Annotated in this window: 22 protein-coding genes; 9 read left to right on the top strand and 13 right to left on the bottom strand. The window is 67.4% G+C overall.

Annotated features, from left to right (window positions below; translation table 11 throughout):
• Positions 1–88: 88 nt before the first annotated feature.
• Positions 89–1,336 (bottom strand): argininosuccinate synthase, encoded by a 1,248-nt coding sequence (locus tag C8J24_RS05630; protein WP_234387459.1) that lies wholly within the window; start codon positions 1,334–1,336, stop codon positions 89–91.
• Between the two features lie 149 nt (positions 1,337–1,485).
• On the opposite strand from C8J24_RS05630, the gene C8J24_RS05625 reads away from it, so the two are divergent.
• A complete protein-coding gene (locus C8J24_RS05625; protein WP_031396586.1) occupies positions 1,486–1,875 on the top strand; it encodes an EF-hand domain-containing protein in 390 nt (129 codons plus the stop codon).
• A 183-nt stretch (positions 1,876–2,058) separates the two neighbouring features.
• Here the strand turns inward: C8J24_RS05625 and C8J24_RS05620 are convergent, their stop codons facing one another.
• Genes C8J24_RS05620 through C8J24_RS05610 form a run of 3 tightly spaced genes read right to left on the bottom strand, consistent with a single transcriptional unit; the run spans position 2,059 to position 4,869 of the window.
• On the bottom strand, positions 2,059–3,285 hold the full coding sequence (locus C8J24_RS05620) for an SAM-dependent methyltransferase (protein ID WP_107930879.1): 1,227 nt from the start codon (positions 3,283–3,285) through the stop codon (positions 2,059–2,061).
• Between the two features lie 49 nt (positions 3,286–3,334).
• Entirely contained in the window at positions 3,335–4,096 is a 762-nt protein-coding gene (locus C8J24_RS05615; RefSeq protein ID WP_107930877.1) for a molybdopterin-dependent oxidoreductase, read from the bottom strand.
• Entirely contained in the window at positions 4,093–4,869 is a 777-nt protein-coding gene (locus C8J24_RS05610; RefSeq protein ID WP_031396583.1) for a cytochrome b/b6 domain-containing protein, read from the bottom strand. Before C8J24_RS05610 ends, C8J24_RS05615 begins: the two co-directional genes overlap by 4 nt.
• 51 nt (positions 4,870–4,920) lie before the next feature.
• Here C8J24_RS05610 and C8J24_RS05605 point away from each other — a divergent pair, with 51 nt between their 5' ends.
• Positions 4,921–5,538, top strand: a complete 618-nt coding sequence (locus C8J24_RS05605) for a flavin reductase family protein (RefSeq protein ID WP_031439120.1) — start codon at positions 4,921–4,923, stop codon at positions 5,536–5,538.
• Positions 5,539–5,609: 71 nt separating this feature from the next.
• Here C8J24_RS05605 and C8J24_RS05600 read toward each other — a convergent pair whose 3' ends face one another.
• The 4 genes from C8J24_RS05600 to C8J24_RS05585 all read right to left on the bottom strand — a co-directional run bounded on the left by C8J24_RS05600 (position 5,610) and on the right by C8J24_RS05585 (position 8,921).
• Complete coding sequence (locus C8J24_RS05600) at positions 5,610–6,368, bottom strand: sulfite exporter TauE/SafE family protein (RefSeq protein ID WP_107930875.1); 759 nt, start codon at positions 6,366–6,368, stop codon at positions 5,610–5,612.
• On the bottom strand, positions 6,361–7,551 hold the full coding sequence (gene rlmN, locus C8J24_RS05595) for a dual-specificity RNA methyltransferase RlmN (RefSeq protein WP_042466312.1): 1,191 nt from the start codon (positions 7,549–7,551) through the stop codon (positions 6,361–6,363). Before rlmN ends, C8J24_RS05600 begins: the two co-directional genes overlap by 8 nt.
• A 216-nt stretch (positions 7,552–7,767) precedes the next feature.
• Complete coding sequence (locus tag C8J24_RS05590) at positions 7,768–8,241, bottom strand: invasion associated locus B family protein (protein WP_107930873.1); 474 nt, start codon at positions 8,239–8,241, stop codon at positions 7,768–7,770.
• The gene (locus C8J24_RS05585) at positions 8,238–8,921 is read right to left on the bottom strand and encodes a histidine phosphatase family protein (RefSeq protein WP_107930870.1); all 684 of its coding nucleotides are present in this window, start codon (positions 8,919–8,921) and stop codon (positions 8,238–8,240) included. Before C8J24_RS05585 ends, C8J24_RS05590 begins: the two co-directional genes overlap by 4 nt.
• 139 nt (positions 8,922–9,060) lie before the next feature.
• Here C8J24_RS05585 and C8J24_RS05580 point away from each other — a divergent pair, with 139 nt between their 5' ends.
• The 6 genes from C8J24_RS05580 (at position 9,061) to gyrB (ending at position 16,933) form a co-directional block, all read left to right on the top strand.
• The gene (locus C8J24_RS05580; RefSeq protein WP_031395115.1) at positions 9,061–9,714 is read left to right on the top strand and encodes an outer membrane protein; all 654 of its coding nucleotides are present in this window, start codon (positions 9,061–9,063) and stop codon (positions 9,712–9,714) included.
• 132 nt (positions 9,715–9,846) lie between these two features.
• Positions 9,847–10,965, top strand: coding sequence for a DNA polymerase III subunit beta (gene dnaN / locus C8J24_RS05575; RefSeq protein WP_031395114.1), 1,119 nt, complete (start codon positions 9,847–9,849; stop codon positions 10,963–10,965).
• 110 nt (positions 10,966–11,075) lie between these two features.
• Entirely contained in the window at positions 11,076–11,870 is a 795-nt protein-coding gene (locus tag C8J24_RS05570) for a Coq4 family protein (RefSeq protein WP_107930868.1), read from the top strand.
• A 125-nt stretch (positions 11,871–11,995) separates the two neighbouring features.
• Entirely contained in the window at positions 11,996–13,120 is a 1,125-nt protein-coding gene (recF, locus tag C8J24_RS05565; RefSeq protein ID WP_107930866.1) for a DNA replication/repair protein RecF, read from the top strand.
• A gap of 96 nt (positions 13,121–13,216) precedes the next feature.
• Positions 13,217–14,011, top strand: a complete 795-nt coding sequence (locus C8J24_RS05560; protein WP_107930864.1) for an OmpA family protein — start codon at positions 13,217–13,219, stop codon at positions 14,009–14,011.
• Positions 14,012–14,401: 390 nt separating this feature from the next.
• Complete coding sequence (gyrB, locus tag C8J24_RS05555; RefSeq protein ID WP_031440465.1) at positions 14,402–16,933, top strand: DNA topoisomerase (ATP-hydrolyzing) subunit B; 2,532 nt, start codon at positions 14,402–14,404, stop codon at positions 16,931–16,933.
• 51 nt (positions 16,934–16,984) lie between these two features.
• Here the strand turns inward: gyrB and C8J24_RS05550 are convergent, their stop codons facing one another.
• The 5 genes from C8J24_RS05550 to C8J24_RS05530 form a co-directional block, all read right to left on the bottom strand.
• A complete protein-coding gene (locus C8J24_RS05550) occupies positions 16,985–18,046 on the bottom strand; it encodes a LuxR C-terminal-related transcriptional regulator (RefSeq protein WP_107930862.1) in 1,062 nt (353 codons plus the stop codon).
• 114 nt (positions 18,047–18,160) lie between these two features.
• On the bottom strand, positions 18,161–18,613 hold the full coding sequence (locus C8J24_RS05545) for a Csu type fimbrial protein (RefSeq protein WP_107930859.1): 453 nt from the start codon (positions 18,611–18,613) through the stop codon (positions 18,161–18,163).
• A complete protein-coding gene (locus C8J24_RS05540; RefSeq protein WP_167396703.1) occupies positions 18,601–20,904 on the bottom strand; it encodes a fimbria/pilus outer membrane usher protein in 2,304 nt (767 codons plus the stop codon). The genes C8J24_RS05545 and C8J24_RS05540 overlap by 13 nt, the downstream gene beginning before the upstream one ends.
• Positions 20,905–20,914: 10 nt before the next feature.
• Positions 20,915–21,598, bottom strand: coding sequence for a fimbrial biogenesis chaperone (locus C8J24_RS05535; RefSeq protein ID WP_167396702.1), 684 nt, complete (start codon positions 21,596–21,598; stop codon positions 20,915–20,917).
• 66 nt (positions 21,599–21,664) lie between these two features.
• Entirely contained in the window at positions 21,665–22,183 is a 519-nt protein-coding gene (locus C8J24_RS05530) for a Csu type fimbrial protein (RefSeq protein ID WP_107930851.1), read from the bottom strand.
• Positions 22,184–22,678: 495 nt separating this feature from the next.
• Here C8J24_RS05530 and msrB point away from each other — a divergent pair, with 495 nt between their 5' ends.
• Positions 22,679–23,131, top strand: a complete 453-nt coding sequence (gene msrB / locus C8J24_RS05525) for a peptide-methionine (R)-S-oxide reductase MsrB (RefSeq protein WP_031440471.1) — start codon at positions 22,679–22,681, stop codon at positions 23,129–23,131.
• Positions 23,132–23,166 lie beyond the last annotated feature (35 nt).

Below are 23,166 nucleotides of genomic sequence, written 5' to 3'. Positions count from 1 at the left end.
CGACAAGCGCCGACCGCGCCGCATTGCGACGGAATACACCGCCAGGGCTCCCGGCCCCCGAGTATCGGGGGACGGGAGCCGGTATCGCTCACACCTGGTCGCGGCGGCCCAGCAGGCGCAGGCGCAGCGCGTTCAGCTTGATGAAGCCTGCTGCGTCGCGCTGGTCATAGGCGCCCTGATCGTCCTCGAACGTCACGACCTTTTCCGAATAGAGCGAGTTGGGCGACTTGCGGCCGACCACATACACGCCGCCCTTGTAGAGCTTCAGCCGGACGGTGCCCGACACCTTCTCCTGGCTGTGATCGATCGCTGCCTGGAGCATCTCGCGCTCGGGCGAGAACCAGAAGCCGTTGTACAGCAGCTCGGCATAGCGCGGCGCGAGCTCGTCCTTCAGATGCGCCGCGCCGCGATCGAGCGTCAGCTGCTCGATACCGCGGTGCGCGAGGTGATAGATGGTGCCGCCTGGCGTCTCGTACATGCCGCGGCTCTTCATGCCGACGAAGCGGTTCTCGACCAGGTCGAGACGGCCGATGCCGTGACGGCGGCCATAGTCGTTGAGCGTCGACAGCAACGTCGCCGGGCTCATCCCCTCGCCGTTGATCGCGACGCCGTCGCCACGCTCGAAATCGATCGTGATGTACTCGGGGACGTCAGGCGCGTCCTCGGGGTTCACCGTGCGCGAATAGACATAGTCCGGCACCTCGTCCCACGGATTCTCGAGCACCAGCCCCTCGGACGAGGTGTGGAGCATGTTCGCATCGGTCGAGAAGGGTGCCTCGCCGCGCTTGTCCTTGCTGACCGGGATCTGGTGCTGTTCGGCGAACTCGATCAGCCTGGTGCGGCTGGTCAGGTCCCATTCGCGCCACGGTGCGATCACCTTGATGTCGGGCGACAGCGCGTAATAGCCGAGCTCGAAGCGGACCTGGTCGTTGCCCTTGCCAGTCGCGCCGTGGCTGACCGCGTCGGCACCCACCATCCGGGCGATCTCGATCTGGCGCTTGGCGATCAGCGGCCGCGCGATCGACGTGCCGAGCAGGTACAGCCCCTCGTACAGCGCGTTCGACCGCATCATCGGGAACACGTAATCGCGCACGAATTCCTCGCGCAGATCGTCGACGAAGATGTGCTCGGGCTTCACGCCCATCATCTCGGCCTTGGCGCGCGCCGGCTCGAGTTCCTCGCCCTGGCCCAGATCCGCGGTGAAGGTGACGACTTCGCAGTTGTAGGTCTGCTGGAGCCATTTCAGGATCACGCTGGTGTCGAGGCCGCCCGAATAGGCGAGGACGACCCGATTGATGCCGGCGTCGCCGGCGGCGCGGTTGATCTGATCGGTCACGGGCAAGATCCTTTGGGCAATATCCAATGCCCGCGCCCCTATGCGCTGGACGCCCTGCATGCAACCGGAGCATGCAACCCGCCGCATTCATGGCGCGTACAACCAACCCGCGCTACGTGCGCCCCCAGATCATTTGGAGTGTCCCGACCGTGCTACGTCAAACGCTTACCCTGTTCGTCCTTGCCGGCCTCGCGACGCCCGCGCTGGCGCAGGAGACCCGCGCCTCCGTGTCCGCCAAGTTCAAGGCCGAGTTCGCCGCGCGCGATACCAACAAGGACGGCGTCCTGACGCGCGCCGAGGTCCAGGCGGGGATCAGCCAGATGAAGGTCGGGCCGGGGCGCCCGGATCCGGTCCACGCCAAGCGGCTCGCCGAACTGTGGTTCAGCAGCGCCGACACCAACAAGGACGGGAAGGTCACGCAGCCCGAGGCCCAGGCACTGCTCGCCGCGACCTTTGCGAAATATGACGCGAACAAGGACGGCAAGATCGGCGGCGACGAGCGATCGGCCGCGAAGTCGCAGATGCAGGGCAGCCGCTGAGGCCACGCCTATAGGGGGGCATCCATCTACGGAGTCCCCCCCCGTAAAGTCGTCATCCCCGCGGAGGCGGGGATCCAGACCGGCTGGCTTTTCGGTTCCATCACCGGAGCCTGCCAGTCTGGATTCCCGCCTTTGCGGGAATGACGAACGTCCGGATCTTACCCTGCGCCAAGCGGCGGGAAATCAGCCCGTGCGCAACGCCCGTTCACCCTCGATCATGTAGTCGCGTGTCAGCGGCAGGGTCATCCGGCTCTTCGACAGCTGGATCTGGTAATTGACCATCCCCCCGGTCCGGAACGCCGCGGCGGCACCCGCGAGGTAGAAGGTCCACATCCGGTAGAAGCGCTCGTCATACAGCGCGACGATCGCATCCTTCGCCGCGACCGTCCGGTCGTACCAATGGTCGATCGTCAGCGCGTAATGCACGCGCAGCACCTCAATATCGGTCGGGAAGAACTTCAGCCCCTCATAGCCGCGGACGATCTCCGACAGCGCGGGGTTGTAGCCGCCGGGGAAGATATATTTGGTCGTGAAGGTGTCGGTCACGCCGGGTCCGCCCATCCGCCCGATCGTGTGGAGCAGCATCACCCCGTCCGCGCTCAGCAGGTCGCGGCACTTGCGGAAGAACGTCTTGTACTGCGGCGGGCCGACATGCTCGAACATGCCGACCGACACGATGCGGTCGAACGTACCCGTCAGCGCGCGATAGTCGATCAGCTCGAACTTCACCTTGTCCGCGACGCCGGCCTCCTCGGCACGCCGCCGTGCGACCTTCAGCTGTTCCTCGCTCAGCGTGACACCCAGGACCTCCGCCCCGGTCTTGGCGTGCAGGTACAGCGCCATGCCGCCCCAGCCGCAGCCGATGTCGAGTACGCGCATGCCGGGCTGGATCGCGAGCTTGGCGGCGATATGCGCCTTCTTGTCGTCCTGCGCCTGTTCGAGGCTGTTGCCGGCATCGGTGAAGTACGCGCACGAATATTGGCGATCGGCGTCGAGGAACAGGTCGTAGAGCCGGTCGGACAGGTCGTAATGATGCGCGACGTTCTTCTTCGACCGACGTGCCATGTTCACCCGGTCGACGCGGTGGACGACCTTGTCGAGCAGCTTGATCGGCAGCGACGGATTGAGCCCGCCACCGCGCTCCCACGGGCTGTTGCCCTTGAGCAGGTTGACCAGGTCGCGGATGTCGCCGCGCTCGATCACCAGGCGGCCGTCCATGAACGCTTCCGCCGCGCCCAGCGCCGGGTGGCGGACGATCGCGCCCGCGACACCGGGGGCGGTGAGACGGATGGTGACGGGGTTGTAGGCAGGGTCGGGCGTGCCGAACTGCTTGGTGGTACCGTCCGCGTGGATCAGCGTGAGTTCGCCGGTTTTTACCTGCCGGGCGAGGAAGCGATCGAAAAGAGCCATGTCGCGTTAGCTAATGACTGGTACGGAAGTGCGCCACCCCCGGGCGGCGTCAGATCCCCGCATACCAATCATAATCCACATTATCTTCCCAATAGCCGCCCTTGCCCTTGCCGATCCCGGCTAGGCTAGCGACGGCGTCTATCGCCATGATATATTTGGCATGTTTGTAGCCAAGCTGACGTTCGACGCGCAGCCGGACGGGCGCGCCGTGCGCGACGTCGAGAATCTGGTCATTTAACGCCCAGGCGAGGATCGTCTGTGGGTGGAATGCGTCGATCAGGTCGATCGACTCGTAATAGGGCGTGCCCCGGTACAGGTCGGCGCAGGTGAAGACGATGTAGCGCGCGGTGTCGCGGATCCCCGCAGCCTGCAACAGCGTGGCAAGCTTCGGGCCCTGCCACTTGGCGATCGCCGACCAGCCCTCGACGCAGTCGTGCCGCGTGATCTGCGCGCGCGCGGGCATCTGGCGGAGTTGCGGCAGCGAGAGCGACAGCGGCCGGTCGACCAGCCCGCCGACGCGCAACCGATAGTCCGCAAAGTTGTTCACCAGCATCTCGGTATAGGCCGGGGTGCCGGGGTTGCGCGTGCCGTTCGACCGGAAGATCGGCGACATCTGCGCTGCGCTGAACTCGGGGACGAGCGCGTTGCGGTCGGTCAGCGCGCGTTGCAGCCCGCGCTGCATCTCCTCGCCCATGAACAGGATCTTGCGCGCCTCGGGATGCTGGATGATCTTGTCGCACCCGGTAAGCAGCGCGCCGGCGCCGACCGCCGCGCCCGCGACCAGCGAGCGGCGGGTGATGATGATGCTCATGCGGCATCCTCCCCGGTATGCGCGGGGACGTGCCCCGGAACGGTAAAGCGTCCGGTGATCATCGATCGCACCTCGTTCCACGCGCCCGCCAGGATCACGAGCGCGAGGTGGGCGATGATGAACAGCACGAGCGCGACCATCGCGATGAAGTGGATCGACCGCGCCGACTGCCGCCCGCCGAAAATGTCGAGCAGCCACGGCCACGCCGCATCCATCGCCGGCGACATCGCCAGCCCGGTGAGGATCATCACCGGCAACAGGATGAAGATCGTCGCGACATAGGACAGCTTCTGCAGGATGTTGTACGCGGCCGGCCGCTTCGGATCGTGGAAGCGCAGCGCCAGATGCTCGCGCACGTCATGCGCCACCTCGCGCGGCGCAAGCTCGCCCGCCCGGACGCGGAGGTCGCGCTGGAAATGCCGGTTGAACAGGCTGACGATCATGAAGCCGAGCAACGCGAACGACAGGACCAGCGCGAAGAACAGGTGCCAGCGTCGCGAAATGGCGAGGTTGTAGCTCGCCGGGATCGTCAGCAGGTTGATCAGCGTCACCACCCAGCCCGGCCACTGGTCGAGCGTCGTCCACGCCTGATCGAAGTTCGCACCATAGCGCCCCCAGTAGAATCGCGGATGCGCCTTCAAGATGCCGATCCCGCTGCCGATCATGATGAACATCGCTACCGCGGTGATCCAGTGCCACAGCCGCGTCGCGATCCGGTGGCGTTTGATGACGGTGACAGGGGCAGTGGCGATAGGGCGGGCGGGATCGTTCATGCTTGGCCTTCGCTTTAGGCGACAAGCTCCGACCATAGCAGGGATACGCGTATGACCGAATGGCATTCTTACGAACCGGCGAGCGGCCATCGCCTGCCGCATGATCCGCTCAACGCGATCGTCGCGCCGCGCCCGATCGGCTGGGTGAGCACGCTGTCCGCGGACGGCGTACCCAATCTTGCGCCCTACAGCTTCTTCAACCTGTTCAACTACACCCCGCCGCTGATCGGCTTTTCGTCGATGGGGTGGAAGGACAGCGTCGCCAACATCGCCGCGACCGGCGAATTCGTCTGGAACCTCGTCAGCCGCGATCTGGGCGAGGCGATGAACGCGACCGCGGCCAATGTCGCGGCGGACGTCGACGAATTCGCGCTCGCCGGGCTCGAGACGCTGGCCTCGCTGCACGTGAAGCCGCCGCGCGTCGCGGCGAGCCGTGCGCAGTTCGAATGCAAGGTGACGCAGATCGTCCGGCTGGAAACCAAGGAGGGGCGCGAACTCGACCAGTGGCTGGTGCTCGGCGAGGCGGTCGCGATCCATATCGACCCGGCGATGCTCGACGACGGCGTGTACCAGACCGCGCGCGGCGAACCGATCCTGCGCGGCGGCGGCCCGGCGGATTATTTCGCGATCACCGAGGAGTCGCTGTTCAAGATGCGTCGGCCGGGCTGACCTGAGGAGGTTGGTTCACCCGCGAAGGCGGGTGCCCAGACTGGGTGCCCGCCTTCGCGGGGACACACGCCTCAGCCATACGCTCGCCAGAAGAACACGATCGTCGTCGCGATCGTCACCAGCAGCGTCCACACCCGAATGACCTTGGCGGGCAGCACCAGCCCGAGCTTCGCGCCGAAATGCCCGCCGACGATCCCGCCGAGCAGCATCGGTATGCACAGCGCCCAATAGACCATGCCGGTGGCGATGAAGACGAACGTCGCTGCCAGATTGGCGACCGCGAGCATCAGCGTGCGCGGTGCGGCAAGCATGGCGGGCGTTGCGCCCGACAACAGCCCCCAGGCGGCGGTCAGCATCAGCCCGACCCCGCCGCCGAAATAACCGCCATAGACGCCCAGCATCGCCTGCACCGCGACGAGCGATTTCGGCCCGATCTCGACGCGTGACCGCAGCCAGAGCGACGCCTGCGTCCCGAACGCGATCGCCAGTGTCGCGAACAGCAGCAGCCACGGCACGATCAGGTCGAACGCGCGTGCCGAGGTCGCGACGAGCAACAGGCTGCCGACGAGCCCGCCGACGAAGGTGATCCCCGCCATCGTCCGCATGCCGACGCCCGACACCGGCTCCAGCCCGTGTCGGTAGGTCCACGCGCTCGCCATCGCGCCCGGCTGGAGCGAGACGTTGCTGGTCGCATTGGCGAAGGTCGAGGGCAGGCCGAGTCCGATCAGCGCGGGCATCGTCGCGAAACTGCCGCCGCCCGCCAGCGCGTTCATCGCGCCGCCCAATAGTCCAGCCCCTGCCGCCAGTGCGACCGCACCGATCTCAAGCAAGCGCGGCTTCGCGATCCAGCTGCGCGCGGCTCTTCTTCTCCGACGCGGTCTTCAGCTGCCCGCACGCCGCATCGATGTCGCGACCGCGCGGGGTGCGCACTGGCGCCGAAATGCCCGCCCCGAACACGATGCTCGAGAACGACTTGATCCGCTCGGGCGTCGAGCATTCATAGGCCGCGCCTGGCCATGGGTTGAACGGGATCAAATTCACCTTTGCGGGCAGCTCGTATTTGCGCAGCAGCCGGACGAGTTCGTGCGCGTCGGCGTCCGAATCATTCTTGTCCTTCAGCATCACGTACTCGAACGTGATCCGGCGCGCATTGTTGGTGCCGGGATAGTCGGCGCACGCCTGCAGCAGTTCCTCGATGCCGTATTTGCGGTTGAGCGGCACGATCTCGTCGCGCACCTCCTTGGTCACCGCGTGCAGCGACACCGCGAGGTTCACGCCGATCTCCGCGCCCGCGCGCGCCATCATCGGCACCACGCCGCTGGTCGACAGCGTGATCCGGCGGCGGCTGAGCGCGAGCCCCGCACCGTCCATCACCAGCTTCAGCGCATCGCGGACATTCTCGAAATTATACAGCGGCTCGCCCATCCCCATCATCACGATGTTGGTGAGCATGCGGCCCTCGGGCTGGCTCGGCCATTCGCCGAGCGAATCGCGCGCCAGCATCACCTGGCCGACGATCTCGGCAGGCGTCAGGTTGCGCACTAGCCGCATCGTGCCGGTGTGGCAGAAGGTGCAGTTGAGCGTGCAGCCGACCTGGCTCGACACGCACAACGTGCCGCGATCCGCGTCGGGGATGAACACCATCTCGTAATCCTGCGCGTCGTCCGATCGCAGCAGCCATTTGCGCGTGCCGTCGGTCGACACCTGCGCCTCGACCACATTGGGCCGGCTGATCACGAAGCGCTGTTCGAGCCACGGGTGCATCGTCTTCGAGATGTCGGTCATCGCCGAAAACTCGGTCGCGCCGCGATTGTAGATCCAGTGCCACAGCTGCTTGGCGCGCAACTTGGCCTGTTTTTCCTCGAGCTGCGACGTCTCCAGCGCCATCCGCAGATCGGCGAGCGACAGCCCGAGCAGGTCGATACGCCCGTCGCTGCGCGGCACGAAGCTGCGGGGAACGGGCACGGGATCGATGTGCCCGGGGATGGGCATGAGGTTCGCGGCGGTCTGCATGGCCGGGCGCATAGCGGAATTTTGCCGATTTTTCTACAGGCTGCGTCGAGCGAAGAGTCGCCGCCATGAACACCACGCGTAGCACCACACAATAACACCTCCCCGGCGGAGGCCGGGGCCCAGTTGGGGGACGGAGGTAAGGACGGTCAGCCCGTTGTTACGACCACCTTTCCACCTGGCCCCCGGCCTTCGCCGGGGAGGTAGAAAGAAGGGAGGCTATCCCCCGCGACACGCCAGCACGGCCGCATCGATCGCGGTCGCCGCGCCAGACAGCGCATAGACATCCGCGAACGGCCGACCACCGACGCCGACCGCCTCGACGCTCATGCTCCGCCCCGATCGCAGCGCGGCGACGATCGCGCGGTCGCTAGGGGCATCGCTCGCCCATGCGTCCAGCCCGTTCGCGACCAGCGCGAACCGGCGTTCGCCGACCGTCAGCGTCACCCCGGCGGAGCGATCGCGCTCGCGGCTCAGGCGGATGTACAGCGAGGCGCGCAGGCCGCGCTTCGGCCAGGTCGCGATGGTCGCGAAACCCGTCGTGCGCCCACCCGCCATCACCGGCCGCGCGATCGCGTAGCAGCGCGGCGGCACCGCGTCACGGAACGCGCCCCATCCCCGGTAGATGCCGATCGTGTCGCGCGCCGTCGCCGGTGTCGCGACCGCGAAGGCCAGCAGCACCGCCAGCTTCACGCGGGGGCGAAGCCGGTGCCGCGGTGCGGGACGGTCGCGCGGCCCTGCTCGACCAATGTCACCGACCCCTGCGGCAACCCAGGCGCAACCGCGGCGCCGAGCACCGGATCGACCGGCGCACCCGTCATCACGCCCAGCATCACCCGGCTCGAAATCCCGTGCATGATCACCAGCCGGTCGCCCGGATCCTGCGCGGTGTCCGCCAGCCAGCCGCCGACCCGTGCCGCGATCTGGGGATAGGTCTCGCCGTCGGGGGCGGGCTTCAGCGTGCCGCCGGGCATCATCACCGGCCCGAACTCGTCGACCACATCGGCATAATAGCGGCCGCCCCACGACCCCATGTCGATCTCGACCAGCCGCGGGTCGGTGCGCGCATCGTGCCAGTCGAGCTCGAGATGCTCGCAGATCACCGCCAGCGTCTGCAGCGCACGCCCGGTCGGCGACGACCACAGCGTCAGCGCAGGCCTGGCCCCGAGCAGGTCCCGCAGCGCCCGGCCAAGCTCGTCGGCCTGCGCGAATCCGGCGCGCGTCAGCGGCGTGTGCGCGGCATCGCCCTGCAACCGGTGCGCGGCGTTGAACACGGTTTCGCCGTGCCGTGCGACGAAATCCCGGCCAAGCCTGACGGGCGGTTTGCCGGTTGGACCGAGGTCCGCTGCACGTTGCCGAGGGCTTGGAATCATGGCCCGCATTTCAACCCCCTGTTGCGCAAAAGCAACGGATTTCCGTGTTTATCTGGGGTTCATGCAACGCCTGGCGGATTGGTCCATTGGAGCCATCCACCCCGCGTTCGGGGGTGACGAAGATCAATGGAGTATCCCAATGCGTAAGCTTATCGCCGCATCGCTGTTCGCGACCACCGCCATTGCCGCCCCCGCGCTGGCACAGACCAACCCGACCTTCACCGGCCCGCGCGTCGAGGCCACGCTCGGCTACGACCACACCGGCGCCGGCAGCAGCGTGTCCAACAACAACGGGCGCGACGACCAGAAGATCGACGGTCTGCTGTACGGCGGCGGCATCGGCTACGACATCGCGACCTCGAGCAACATCGTGCTCGGCGCGGAGGCCGAACTGACCGGTTCGACCGCGAAGAGCGACCGCAACGACTATACCAGCGACTTCGGTTTCGGTCGCGTCAAGCAGGGCCGCGACATCTATGTCGGTGGTCGCGTCGGCTATGTCGTCGCGCCGACGACCATGATCTACGCGAAGGGCGGCTACACCAACGCCAAGCTGAACGTGCTGGCGGGCGACACCAACCAGACCACCGACACCGACTTCAACCTCGACGGCTGGCGGATCGGCGCGGGTGCCGAGCATGCGGTCGGCCCGAACAGCTATGCCAAGCTCGAATATCGCTATTCGAACTATGAGCGCAGCAACATCGACTATGCGACCGGCGGCACCAGCGGCCGATTCGACGTCGACACGGATCGTCACCAGGTCGTCGCCAGCTATGGCTTCCGCTTCTGATTGCGGTTTAACGCGACGTTTACCGTGATCAAAGAAGGGTCGGGGCGCTTGCTCCGACCCTTTATTGTTGGGTAAGCCATCTGCGGATTGCCCCCAGCCCCGAATCCGGCTGTGGAGGCCGGGGGAATTTTGATGAAGGCGACGATCGAACGCGCAACGCTCCTCAAGGGGCTGAGCCATGTCCAGTCCGTGGTGGAACGGCGCAACACCATCCCCATCCTGTCGAACGTGCTGATCGAGGCGACCGCCGAGGGCACGCTGAAGCTGATGGCGACCGATCTAGATCTGCAGATCAACGAATCGATTGCAGCTGCGGTCGATCAGCCCGGCGCGACCACCGTGTCCGCGCACACGCTGTTCGACATCGCGCGCAAACTGCCCGAGGGCAGCCAGGTCCAACTCGCCGCCTCGGAAGGCCGGATGAGCATCATCGCGGGCCGCGCACGCTTCTCGCTCGGCACGCTGCCGCGCGACGACTTCCCGGTGATCGCGGAAGGCGAACTGCCGACCCAGTTCGAACTGCCCGCCGAGACCTTGAAGCAGATCATCGACAAGACGCGCTTCGCGATCTCGACCGAAGAGACGCGCTATTATCTCAACGGCATCTTCCTCCACGTCGCGGACGGCGACAGCGCGAACCCGGTGCTGAAGGCCGCCGCGACCGACGGTCACCGTCTCGCGCGCGTCACGCTGCCGCGGCCCGAGGGCGCCGAATCGATGCCCGACGTGATCGTGCCGCGCAAATGCATCGCCGAGCTCCGGAAGCTGCTCGACGAGGTCGACGGCTCGGTCGGCGTGTCGCTGTCGCCAACCAAGATCCGCTTCGACCTCGGCCAGGCGATCCTGACCTCGAAGCTGATCGACGGCACCTTCCCCGATTACAGCCGCGTGATCCCGACCGGCAACGACAAGATCCTCAAGATCGACCCCAAGAGCTTCATGGAAGGCGTCGACCGCGTGTCGACCATCGCTACCGAGAAGACCCGTGCGGTCAAGATGGCGCTCGATCGCGACAAGATCACGCTGTCGGTGACCTCGCCCGAAAACGGCACCGCCGCGGAGGAGGTCCCCGGCGATTATGTCGCGCTCCCGTTCGAGATCGGCTTCAACAGCCGCTATTTGATGGACATCCTCGCGCAGATCGATGGCGACATGGTCGAGGTTCATCTCGCCGACGCCGCCGCGCCCACGCTGATCCGCGAAAACGACAAGTCGCCCGCGCTCTACGTGCTGATGCCGATGCGCGTCTGACCGGCGCACGCCGGCGATCGATCGAAAGGCCATCCTGCGGGGTGGCCTTTTTCGTTTGAAGGCTCGATCGGATCTGATACTGACATTGCTGTTAGTAAGGAGTCGACTCGATGGCGAAGCTTCCTCCCTTTCCCGGTACGACCGGTCGTCGCGACTGGCGGACCGCGATGGATGCGATCCGGAAGCTCCTCGCCAATGGCGACGACACGACTCAGGTGTTCCGGATCATGCGCGCCCTGAACGTCGGCAACGCGCCGATGAACTATGCGCGGCTGATAGCGACCGAGCGGGGCGGGCGGATCGCCTATGAGCAGGTCGAGCTCGCACGGCACTTCTCCGATCCGGCGTTCGTCGCGAGCTTTGCGCCCGGCACGGTCGGCGCGGCCTATCGCCATTTCCTCGAGACCACGGGTTATTCGGCGGACGGGCTGGTCGAGGTGTCGCGGCTGGTGCCGAGCGAGGACGATCTGGCGCATCCCTATGCGTGGTTCGGCCGGCGGGTGCGCGACACGCACGACATCTGGCACGTGCTGACCGGCTACAAGGCGGACGAGAGTCTGGGCGAGGCGGCGCTTGTCGCGTTCAGCTATGCGCAGGTCGGCGGGCTTGGCTGGGCGCTGATCGGGTCGGCGGCGGCGCTCAAGAGCCTCCGCGTCACCGGCAACGCCTTGTTCGCCAAGGCGGTCTGGGAAGGCTATCGCAATGGCCGCAAGGCAGAGTGGATTTCGGGCGAGGATTATCTGACCCTGCTGCACGAGCCACTCGATGCGGCACGCGCGCGGCTCGGGATCGCGACGCCGGTCGCCTATCTGCACGCGCAGCGCGAACTCGGTCCCGTGCTCGCCTCCTATCTGAGCGCGCAGAAGGCGGGGGCGGGCACCGGGCCCGAGCGGATCGCCGCCTGACGCGAAGGCTGACAGCGCACCGGGCCTGTCGCGGGCTGTCCTGACCAGACCGATCGCCGACTTCCCTCAGGGCGAACGGAAAAGGGCGATGCACTCGGCTGCAAAACTCCTTTAAGGCCGGTGCGATGCTGTCGCGCCTCGTCCTCACCGATTTCCGCAATCATGCCGACCTGACGCTCCAGCCGGGGGCGGGGTTCGTGGTGCTGACCGGTGCGAACGGCGCGGGCAAGACCAATATCCTCGAGGCGGTCTCGCTGCTCGCCCCCGGACGGGGGCTGCGCCGGGCGGCGCTCGGCGAGATGGCGCGGCAGGGCGGTGCGGGCGGTTTCGGCGTCGCGGCGACGCTCTGCCCCTCCGCGCGAGGTGAGACTTCCGTCGCTGGGGCCGAACGCGACCAGCATGCCGACGCCGGTAGCCCCATCGGCGATGTCGATATCGCGACCGGCGCGCTGGCCGCGGCGCCTGAGCGCCGCATCGTCCGCGTCCAGGGTGCGACCACCACCGCCAATACGCTCGCCGAGTGGCTGACGGTGTTGTGGCTCACCCCCGCGATGGACCGGCTGTTCGTCGCCCCCGCGGGCGAACGCCGCGGTTTTCTCGACCGGCTGACGCTCGCGCTCGCACCCGGTCATGCGCATCATGCCGCGCGCTACGAGGCGGCGATGCGCGCGCGCAACCGGCTGCTCGGCGACGAAGGCCGTCCCGATGCCGACTGGCTGTCCGCGCTCGAGGCGCAGATGGCCGACCATGGCGACGCGCTCGATGTCGCGCGCCGCGAAACGGTCGACCTGCTCGGCGCGCGGCTGGCGGGCGAGACGGACGGCGCATTTCCGCGTGCGGGCCTCGCGCTCGACGGCTGGGCCGGCGACGCCGCGCCACTCGCGGTGGCGCTCGCCCAGGGTCGCGCGCGCGATGCCGCTGCCGGGCGGACCCTGGTCGGGCCGCACCGTGTCGACCTGATCGTCACGCACCACGACAAGGCGCGCGCCGCGTCGCTCGCCTCGACCGGCGAGCAGAAGGCGCTGCTGCTCGGCATCGTCCTCGCGCATGCCGAGCTGGTCGCCGAGCGGACCGGGCAGGCGCCGGTCCTGCTGCTCGACGAGGTCGCGGCGCATCTCGATCCGGCCCGCCGCGCTGCGCTGTTCGATCGGCTGGCGGGGCGCGGGCAGGTGTGGATGACCGGCACCGAGGATGCGCTGTTCGATGCGATCGACGCGCAGGCGACGCGGATCGCGGTCGGGCCTGGCTGAACGCGCGCTGTCGATGCGCGTCACGAGGGGTTCAAGCAGGCGCGGGCACATCCCGGTCCATCGCGCCCCGGTCCATAGCGGGGGCGACGGAGAGACATGATGAAGACGACTATCGCACGCGCCGCATTCGGACTGGTCATGATCGCGGCAACCACCGCACCGGCATTCGCGCAGGCACGCTATGACATGAGCAACCCGCCCTGGTCGCGCCCCGGCTACCGGCTGGCGGGCGCGGGCGTGCCGATCCTTTTTCCCGAACTCCGCAATACCGCGCGGGGCCGTGCGTTCGTGATGCCCAATTTCGACGCGAACGGCGATGGTCGGATCAACCGGCAGGAAGCCGGTGACGCCAACCGCGAATTCGCCCGCATCGCCGGGCCGCGTCGCGACCGGTTCGACTGGGCCGCCTATGGCCGCGACCCGGGAGGCTATCGCGGCGACCGCGGCAGCGGCACCACTGTGGTCGAGACCACCACGACCTGGGACCGCGGCGCGATGCGCAACTACGGCTTCCGCCAGACGCCACGCGGCGCGACGCTGACGCTGCAGGAGGACGTGCTGTTCCGCACCGACAGCGCGGTGCTGCGCCCCGGCGCGATCGAGAAGCTGCGCCCGCTCGCGCGCTACCTGCGCGGCAATCCGGGGGTCCGCGTCGCGATCGACGGTTTCACCGATTCGCGCGGGTCCGATGCGCACAACCAGGATCTGTCCGAGCGCCGCGCGGCGAGCGTCCGCCAGGCGTTCGACGACATGGACGTCGTCCGCGCCCGCTTTAGCGTCGTCGGCCACGGCGAGCGCCAGCCGGTCGCGACCAACGGCACCGCCGCCGGCATGCGCCTCAACCGCCGGGTCGAAGTCACCCTGCTCGGCCAGCGCGCCGACCGCTTCTGACGGTGAACTCCCTCTCCCCCCGGGGGAGAGGGAAGGGGCCCGCGGCCCTTGCCGTGGGAAGGGTGAGGGCAAGTGAGGCTCGGGAGCGCGCGCCAAAGCCCCTCACCCTTCCGTCGCCTGCGGCGCCTCCCTCCCTCTCCCCCGAGGGCAGAGGGGCAGGCCTGCCTCCACCACCCCGGCGAAGGCCGGGGCCCAGGGTGGGGGACGTCTCTGACGGAAGGGGTCGCTGCGTTACGACCACCTTTCCAACTGGGCCCCGGCCTCCGCCGGGGAGGCGACGTGTTTGGAGCGAGGCCAGAGCCGAACGCTGTCCTACGCCTCACGACCCGACCCCCGGCGCCACAGGCCATTTCGCTTCCGTTTCGGGCGTGCGATGCCTATATGCTGGGCATGGCATCCAACCCTGAATCCAACAATCCCAACCTGCCCAACCAGGGCGACTATGGCGCAGACTCGATCAAGGTCCTCAAGGGCCTCGACGCGGTCCGCAAGCGCCCCGGCATGTATATCGGCGACACCGACGACGGGTCGGGCCTCCACCACATGGTGTTCGAGGTCAGCGACAACGCGATCGACGAGGCGCTTGCCGGGCATTGCGACCGGATCGACATCGTCCTGAACGCCGACGGTTCGGTCAGCGTCACCGACAATGGCCGCGGCATCCCGACCGGCATCCACACCGAGGAAGGCGTATCGGCAGCCGAGGTCATCATGACCCAGCTCCACGCCGGCGGTAAGTTCGAGAACACCAGCGACGAGAACGCCTACAAGGTCTCGGGCGGCCTGCACGGCGTCGGCGTCTCGGTCGTCAACGCGCTCAGCGAATGGCTCGACCTGACGATCTGGCGCGACGGCAAGGAGCACTACATGCGCTTCGCGTTCGGCGACGCGGTGCTCCCGCTGAAGATCGTCGGCGACGCGGCCGAGGGGCAGAAGGGGACGCGCGTTACCTTCTTCCCGTCGCCCGCCACCTTCAAGATCACCGATTTCGACTTCGACAAGCTCGAACATCGCTACCGCGAACTCGCCTTCCTCAATTCGGGCGTGCGCCTGTTCCTGACCGACGCGCGGCATGAGGAACTGAAGACCGTCGAGCTCTATTACGAAGGCGGGATCGCCGCGTTCGTGAAGTATCTCGATCGCGCCAAGCTGCCGCTGATGCCCGAGCCGGTCGCCATTTCGGGTACGCGCGACGACGTCACGATGGACGTCGCGCTCCAGTGGAACGACTCCTATTACGAGAACGTCCTCGCCTTCACGAACAACATCCCGCAGCGCGACGGCGGCACGCACATGGCCGCGTTCCGCGCCGCGCTGACCCGGACGCTCAACAACTATGCCGAGAAGTCGGGCCTGCTGAAGAAGGAAAAGGTCCAGCTGACCGGCGAGGACATGCGCGAGGGTCTGACCGCGATCGTCTCGGTCAAGTTGCCCGACCCAAAGTTCAGCAGCCAGACCAAGGACAAGCTCGTCTCGTCCGAGGTCCGCCAACCCTTGGAAAGCCTGATGGCCGACAAGATGGCCGAATGGCTCGAGGAGAATCCCGCGCACGGCAAGGCGATCGTCGCCAAGATCATCGACGCCGCCGCCGCCCGCGAAGCCGCCAAGCGCGCGCGCGAACTGACGCGGCGCAAGGGCGTGATGGACATCGCCTCGCTGCCCGGCAAGCTCGCCGACTGCCAGGAGCGCGATCCCGCCAAGTCCGAGCTGTTCCTGGTCGAGGGTGACTCGGCTGGCGGTTCGGCGAAGCAGGGCCGCGATCGCCATTTCCAGGCGATCCTTCCCTTGCGCGGCAAGATCCTGAACACCGAGCGCGCGCGCGAGGATCGCATGTTGTCGAGCCGCGAGATCGGCACGCTCATCACCGCGATGGGCACCGGCATCCGCGACGATTTCAACGCGGACAAGCTGCGCTATCACAAGATCGTTATCATGACCGACGCAGACGTCGACGGCGCGCACATCCGCACGCTGTTGCTGACGCTGTTCTACCGTCACATGCCCAAGATCATCGAGGGCGGCTATCTCTACATCGCGCAGCCGCCGCTCTACAAGGCGACCAAGGGCCGGTCCGAGATGTACCTGAAGGACGATGCCGCGCTCGACGAATATCTGGTCGATGCAGGCGTCGGGTCGATGGTCCTCGAAGGGCCCGGTGGCGCCCGCTCGGGTCGCGACCTGAAGGATCTGGTCGATCACGCGCGCCGCATGCGCACGCTGATGCGCTACGTACCCAAGCGCTATGACGCGGGCATGATCGAGGCGCTGGCACTGGGCGGCGTGTTCGATCCCGAGGCGTCGGTCGCGGACCGCACGTCGCGGCTCGAGATCGTCACGCGGCGGCTCGAACTCGACGACGGCGATGCGCGCTGGACCGCCGAGCTGACGCAAGATGGCGGCATCCATTTCCAGCGCGCGTGGCGCGGGGTGACCGATCACCACATCATCGAGGCGAGCTTCCTCGTCTCGGCCGAGGCGCGCAAGCTGCACGCCTTGTCGGCCGAGCAGTCGGACAGCTATGCGCGCACCTCGAACCTAGTCCCCGCGAGCAAGGCGGCGCACGCCGACGAGCCCGAGGCGGAAGACGCCGCAGAGACCGGTGCCGGCGTGATCGGGTCCGCCACCGCGGTCGCGACGCGCGGCTCGACCCAGGTGTCGCGCCCGAGCCACCTGCTCGACGCGATCCTCGCCGCGGGCCGCAAGGGCCTCGCGATCCAGCGCTACAAGGGTCTGGGCGAGATGAACGCGGAACAGCTGTGGGAAACCACGCTCGATCCGTCGGTCCGCTCGATGCTGCGCGTCACCGCGGTCAATGCCGAGAGCGCGAACGAGATCTTCACGCAGCTGATGGGCGAAGTCGTCGAACCGCGGCGCGAGTTCATCCAGGACAACGCGCTCAACGTCGCCAATCTCGACGTCTAGGGCGCGCCGCCTGGCCGGACCGACGCGCAGGGATCGTCCGATCCGGGTGCGTCAGTCCGGTTTGGCAAGGCGTGGTGCGTCGGTCTTGCGGATGATCGCGCCGAAATGCGTCTGGCCGTCCTCGCGCCACATCGACAGCGACAGGGTGACGGCCAGTTTCGACCCGCCGCGGTGCGTCGCTTCGAGGGTGACGGTCGTCCCGACCAGATGTGCCGCGCCGCGGGCCGCGAGCTGCTGCAGGCTCAGGGCGTTACCCCGTTCTCGCGGATCGATGATCGCAATCGTCTGACCCAGCGCCTGATCGGTGCTGAAACCGAACAGCGTCTCGCACGCCGCGTTCCAGACGATGATCCGGCCGTCATGATCCGCACATAGAATGCCATCGGGAGAGGTCGCGGCGAAATTGTCGAAGCGGGACCGGCCCGGGTCGGGCAGCTGCGGCACGTGGTTCGCCAGCGGCGACCCCTCACGCAGGCTGCGCGCGAGTTCGGGCGTGTCGAGCCAGCGTTCGCGGGGCGCAAGCCCGCCATCGACCGCGACATAGACCATCTCCGCCACGCTGCTGACGTTCAGCTTGCGCAGCGCCTGCGCGCGATGCCCCTCGACCGTACGCGGGCTGATCGCCATCGCCTGCGCGATCGCCTTGTTCGTCTGGCCGACGATCATCGCGCGCACGACATTGCGCTCGCGCTCGGTCAGCAGGTCGAGACGCGCGCGCGCCGCGCCGCGCTGCGCCGTCCAGTTCACCAGCGTCGAGACCCGTTCGAACGCGCGGTCCAGCGCGGCCGCCAGCGTTTCGGGCTCGAGCGGCATGTCGAGCACCTCGGTCGCGCCCAGTTTCATCGCCTCGACGGTGACCGTCGCATCGGTCCGCGCCGTGATCGCGATCGCCGGCCAGCGGATGTCGCGTTGTACCAGCGCGGAGAGCAGCCCCAGGCCGTGCGCCGGCGGCGTCCGCAGCTCGATCAGGATCGGCGCAGGCTTGAGCGTCGGCAATTGCTCGAGGAACAGGTCGGCATGGGCAAAGGGCCAGACCGTGATGCCCGACGGCTTCAGACAGGCCTGCAGATGCCGCCGCGTGCCGCTGTCGTCGTCGATGACGTATAGGATCATGGCTGCTCCGGTCGGTGGCGGTGCCAGGGGCCCGAAAATGGTGCCGCGGCCGGGACGATGAAATTCGGCGTTACACGGTAAAGTCTAAGAGTTCGAGGGGGCTGTCGCGGGCGTTCAATAGGTGATGCTGACCCAGAGGATGTCGCTGTAGGATCCCGGCTTCAGCTGCGTCTGGCGGGCCGGTGCGCGGGCATAGACGGGAATCGCGGTGCTGGTCGCGACCGCGGTGCTGCTGACGGTGCTGCTGCCATTGGTGCCGTCACCCCAGACCCTGGAGTGCGCAGGATCGACATAGAGATTGTAGAGCAGCGCCTGGGCGCCGCCGGTCATGGTCCGCGCGCCATAGTCGCCATTGCCCGGGCCGATCGCGATGACGACGCTGGTCTCGACGTCGCAGCTGATCGCGATGCTGGTGACGGCATCCTGTGGCGCCGTTGCGAACGGATCATAGCGGCCCAGACTCAGTTGCTGCGGGCTGACGCTGCAACTGGCCGCCGATGCCGGCGCCGCCAGTATCAGGAACGCAAACGCGGCGGTGGTCGCGCTGCGACCGATCATGAGGTGCATGTGAAGGTTCCGAGATCGGGTTGGGTCTGTCCGGCGGGGACGAAGTCGAAGGCGAAAGCGCACCCGCCGCCGGCAAAGGTGGCGGACACGCGATTGCGCGCGGCCAGCCCGGTCAGATAGGCGTCGCCGCCGGGCGCCAGCAGAAAGGCTTCGCCCGCGCCGTTCAGGTGAAGCACGGTGCCGGCGGGAAGCGGGTTGCCGTCCGCACCGACCACCCGGAGCCGCGCATCGCTTGCGGCGCGTGCGCCGAACCGTACCGCGACGCCGCTGCGATCATAGGGCCGCACCGTGCGCTTGGTCTCGTCGATGATCGCGTCGAGCGGCAGGTCCTCGGCCTCGATCCGGATATGATTGTCCTGAAACGGCAGCAGCCGCGGGATGACCAGCACGCCCGCCGCGTTCGTCCGGCCGACCAGCTGGTTGTCCGAATAGACGCGGACATTGGCGTAGGGGCCGACGCGCACGGTCCCGAAGCTCTGCTCGATCCGACGCGCGGCGAATACCGCGCCATCGACCGTCGCGACCGATCCGACCAGCTGCAGCCGCCCGCCCGACGCACCGTTCAGCCGGGTCACCTGCGCATCGATACGGCCGATGCCGCTCTGGGCATTGACCTCTGCATCAAGCCGCTCGATCGCCCCGGTTTCCGCCTGCAGCCGGTAGCCGACGCCGTCGCCATAGGGCAGGTTGCGTTGCAGCGTCGTCGTCGCGCCGAGTTCGCCGTCGCGCAACTGCACGCCGGCGGTGGCACTCGTCCGCTGGCCGAACGGGACGGTGAGGCGGAACTGCACCGTCGTGTCGCGCGCGCCGGCAAAGCTCCGGCTCGCATTGAGGCTGAGCGCGCCGATCCGACGGAGCCGCATCGACGCATTGGCATTGCCCGACAGGATATCGCCGCGCTGGTCACGGCTGCGGCGCCACAGGAGAGAAGCTGTGACCGACCCATAGGGCGTGGGCGTGCCGATAAAGCCGGTCACCGTGCTGCGCGCGCGCCGATAGGCGGTCGAATCGCCGACCGTCGCATAGTCCGCGGTGGTGATTTCGCCATTGCCGCCCAGCGACAGGCCGCGCGCCTGGCGTTCGAACCCGATTCCGAACAGGCCACCGCCGCCCCGGTCCGAATGGCTGCCCGCGGCCGAGAGCGAGAAGATCCCGACCGCGGGCCACAAGGCGCTGACCTGCATGCTGGTCGCCTGCATCCTGCGGGTGGTTTCGCCATGCGCCTCGACCGTCAGCCGTTCGGTCACGCCATAGCGATGCGTCGCCGACAGGATCGGCGTGCCATAGTCGAAGCTCGCCCGCGTGAAATTGCGCCGCAACACGCCGATCTCGTACGAGAAATCATGCAGGCCCCGGCGCAGGATCTGCGGCGCGGCATAATAGGATTGCGTCACCCGCGTCTCGCGACCCAGCGCATCGCGCACCACCAGCTGGATATCGCCGCTGCCATTGACCACCGGGACGTCGGTCAGCGCGAACGGTCCGGACGCGACGGTCTGGCGGTTCTGGAGGATGTTGTTGACATAGAGGTCGACGACCGAGGGGACGGCGGCGCTGCCGTTCAGTGTCGGCAGCGCCATCGTCAGATAGCCCGGCTGCGTCGCGAAATTGGTCGCGAGCTGAAAGCCCGCGAACCGCAGCGCACCGGTCCCGGTGCTGCCGCGCGTCACGCCGTCGCCGATCCGCAGCGATCGCAACCGCGCCGGGTCGTCGATCGTCCAGTTGGTATCCAGCCTGACGAGGCTGCGTCGCCCGTCGCCACTGTTCCCCGTGCCGGCGATGAAGCCCGTCCCCATCGTCCCCGCGCCGCTGAACGCGCCCAGCTCGAACAGGCCGTCGAGCGAGGACGCGCCGGACGCGGTCTGTGCGGACAGGTCGTAATTGAGGAAGCCGCCGATCCCGCTGCGCGTCATCGGCCCGTCGGTCCGGCCCGACAGCAGCGCGCTCGACGGCATGAACAATGCGGCCGGCGCGGTGATCGACAGCGTCTGCGTCGCATCGTCGAGGCCGGCGACGAGTCCTTCCGCCGTGTCGAGCCGAAGATAGGTCTCGCCCTCGAACAGCCGCGTGTCCTCCTCTTTCAGCACCAGCCGCCAGGCGCGCGCCGCGTCTCCGGTGACGTACAGCGCATCCGCATCGTACAGCACCCAGACCGGATCGGGCTGATCGATGCCGTTGATCCGGATCGCGAGCAACGCCAGACGCAAGTCCGCCGGCGCCGCAGCCTGCCCCGCCGCCGGGATGGGCGCGGGGTCGGCAGCGATGCCGGGCGAACCCGCGGCCAGAAGCACGATTGCCAGACTAGCGCGCGGCCAGATTCGCCGTGACTTCGTGCTCGCCATCGGCGGTGCGGATCGCGAGCGTCAGCGGCGTCCCGGTCGGGAGTTCGGGGTGCTTGCCGATCTCCCATTGGCGCATGCTCTGCGGCAGGACGACGCCCATCGCGTTGCTCAGCACCGTCGATGTGCCGCCCGTCCCCGCCCGATGTGCGATGCCGGTGACCTGCGCGATGGCGCCGCCGGTGTTGCGCGCTTCGAGGACGATGTCGCCGGCCGGACGCCGCCAGGCGGTCCAGGCGACGGCGGCCTTGGCGGCCGGATCGGCGACGATATAGAGCGGCAGGTTCAGCTTGACCGCGATGCGCACGCCGTTCGCCTTCGCCGGCCCGGGGATCTCCTGCAGCATCACGCGATAGGCGGCATTGGGCATGCGGTGCCGCACGCCGATGCGGACGAGTTGCGGCGCCCGCGTCGCGGCGGTGAAGATGGGTGGCGACGCGATCAGGTCGTCGGTCGGCGTATAGACGTCCTTGCCGTCGACCTGGGTCCAGCGAAAGGCGGACACCCGGATCGATACCGGTACATCCTCGCCATTGGTGATGGTCAGCGATCCGATCGGGCGGTTGGCGGGCAGGGTGAGCGTGACCGGGCTGACGCGGAAGTTGCTCGCGACCGCATCGCCGGGTAGGGCGATGGCGGCGGCCATGCAAAGACCGGCCGCCGTGAGGCGACCGGTCTGCAAGAGGCTCATAAAGCGCATTGCTTGAAGAGCTTAGTAGTTAACCGTGACCTGGACGAGATCCGCATAGGTTCCTGCTGGTATGCCCGTTTGGCCAAGCGGGATGCTGCCGGCCAGCACGATCGGCACAACGACGCCGGTGCCGGTGCCGGTGATCGGCGAGGTGCCGCCCGTGCCATCACCCCATGGGCTGGTCGCGGTGTTGTCGTTGTAAAGGACGTAGTTCAGCGGCAGGCCGCCCCCGGCGGTCGAGGTCATCCCGCGCAAGGCCATCGTTGCATTTGCGCCCGTGCCGACATCGGCCGTCGCGGTCCAGGCCGTGCCACTGGTGCACATGACGTCCAGACCACCGGTGCCCGCATGCGCGGCGCCATCGGTCACATCGGCGCCGCCGAACTGCAGGGCGGTCGAGGTGACCACGCAGCTCTCGGTGACTGCAGCGTTGGCGGCGATCGTCGTGCCGGTGGTCTGCGCCGATGCCGGAAGGGCGAAAGCGGTCAGGCCGAGCGCGGACGCCAGCGCGAATTGGACGCGCATGTTGTTGATAGCCATTGGTAATTCCCAGGACTGGGCGCAGCAGGAGATACCTTGCGCCACTCATGTCGAGCCGTATCTGTCATCAAGAGGCTTCTTGAAAACATGCCGCCTCATCGATGCAGTTCTACGCCGATGGCATTGCGAACACCTGAACAAATGTACAATATTTTCCACGTAGATCTACGTGGACATACATGGTCTTGACTTGGGATGGTCGTCGATCATTGCCGTACATCATGACGCATCATGGTAAACGGAATGAGTTTCGATGGTTAATACTAGATGAAAGACTGAATGCTGGCAAGGCGTGCCGTGCGCAGGGGCGCCACATGCCCCGGGATTGCGAAGATCGCGGCCCGGGCAACGGCCCATCAGGCTAACCATCACTGTCGCGCGGCCATTCCTATAGCGCCAACGCCTCCTATATCCCGTCGGCACCCTGCTGACCGGACGCAGCTTTCGCGCATCCCGGCCGGCCAACCGACGCGGATCGCCGCGTGAGAGGACAGCATGACAGAGTATAAGAAGACCGACGCCGCGCTCGCCAAGCTGACGCCCGAGCAATATTACGTCACGCAGGAAAGCGGCACCGAGCGGCCCGGGACGGGATCCTATCTCAACACCCGCGAACCCGGGCTCTATGTCGACATCGTGTCGGGCGAACCGCTGTTCGCGTCGGCCGACAAGTTCGACTCGCACTGCGGCTGGCCGAGTTTCACCAAGCCGATCACTCCCGCGCATGTCGCCGAGCTGCATGACCGCAGCCACGGCATGGTCCGCACCGAGGTCCGCTCGGCAGGCGCGGACAGCCATCTGGGGCATGTCTTCGAGGATGGGCCGCGTGACCGCGGCGGGCTGCGCTACTGCATCAACTCGGCCGCACTCCGTTTCGTCCCGCGCGACGCGATGGAAGCCGAGGGATATGCGGACTATCTCGACCAGGTCGACGCCGCAGGCGCGTGACGGAACAGCCGGCCGCTCGCGCGGCCGGCCACCCC

Source organism: Sphingomonas aerolata, assembly GCF_003046295.1.
In the GTDB taxonomy this organism is placed as follows: domain Bacteria; phylum Pseudomonadota; class Alphaproteobacteria; order Sphingomonadales; family Sphingomonadaceae; genus Sphingomonas; species Sphingomonas aerolata.
The sequence above is the reverse complement of the archived record's forward strand: the minus strand, read 5'-3'. Positions and strand labels throughout refer to the sequence as shown.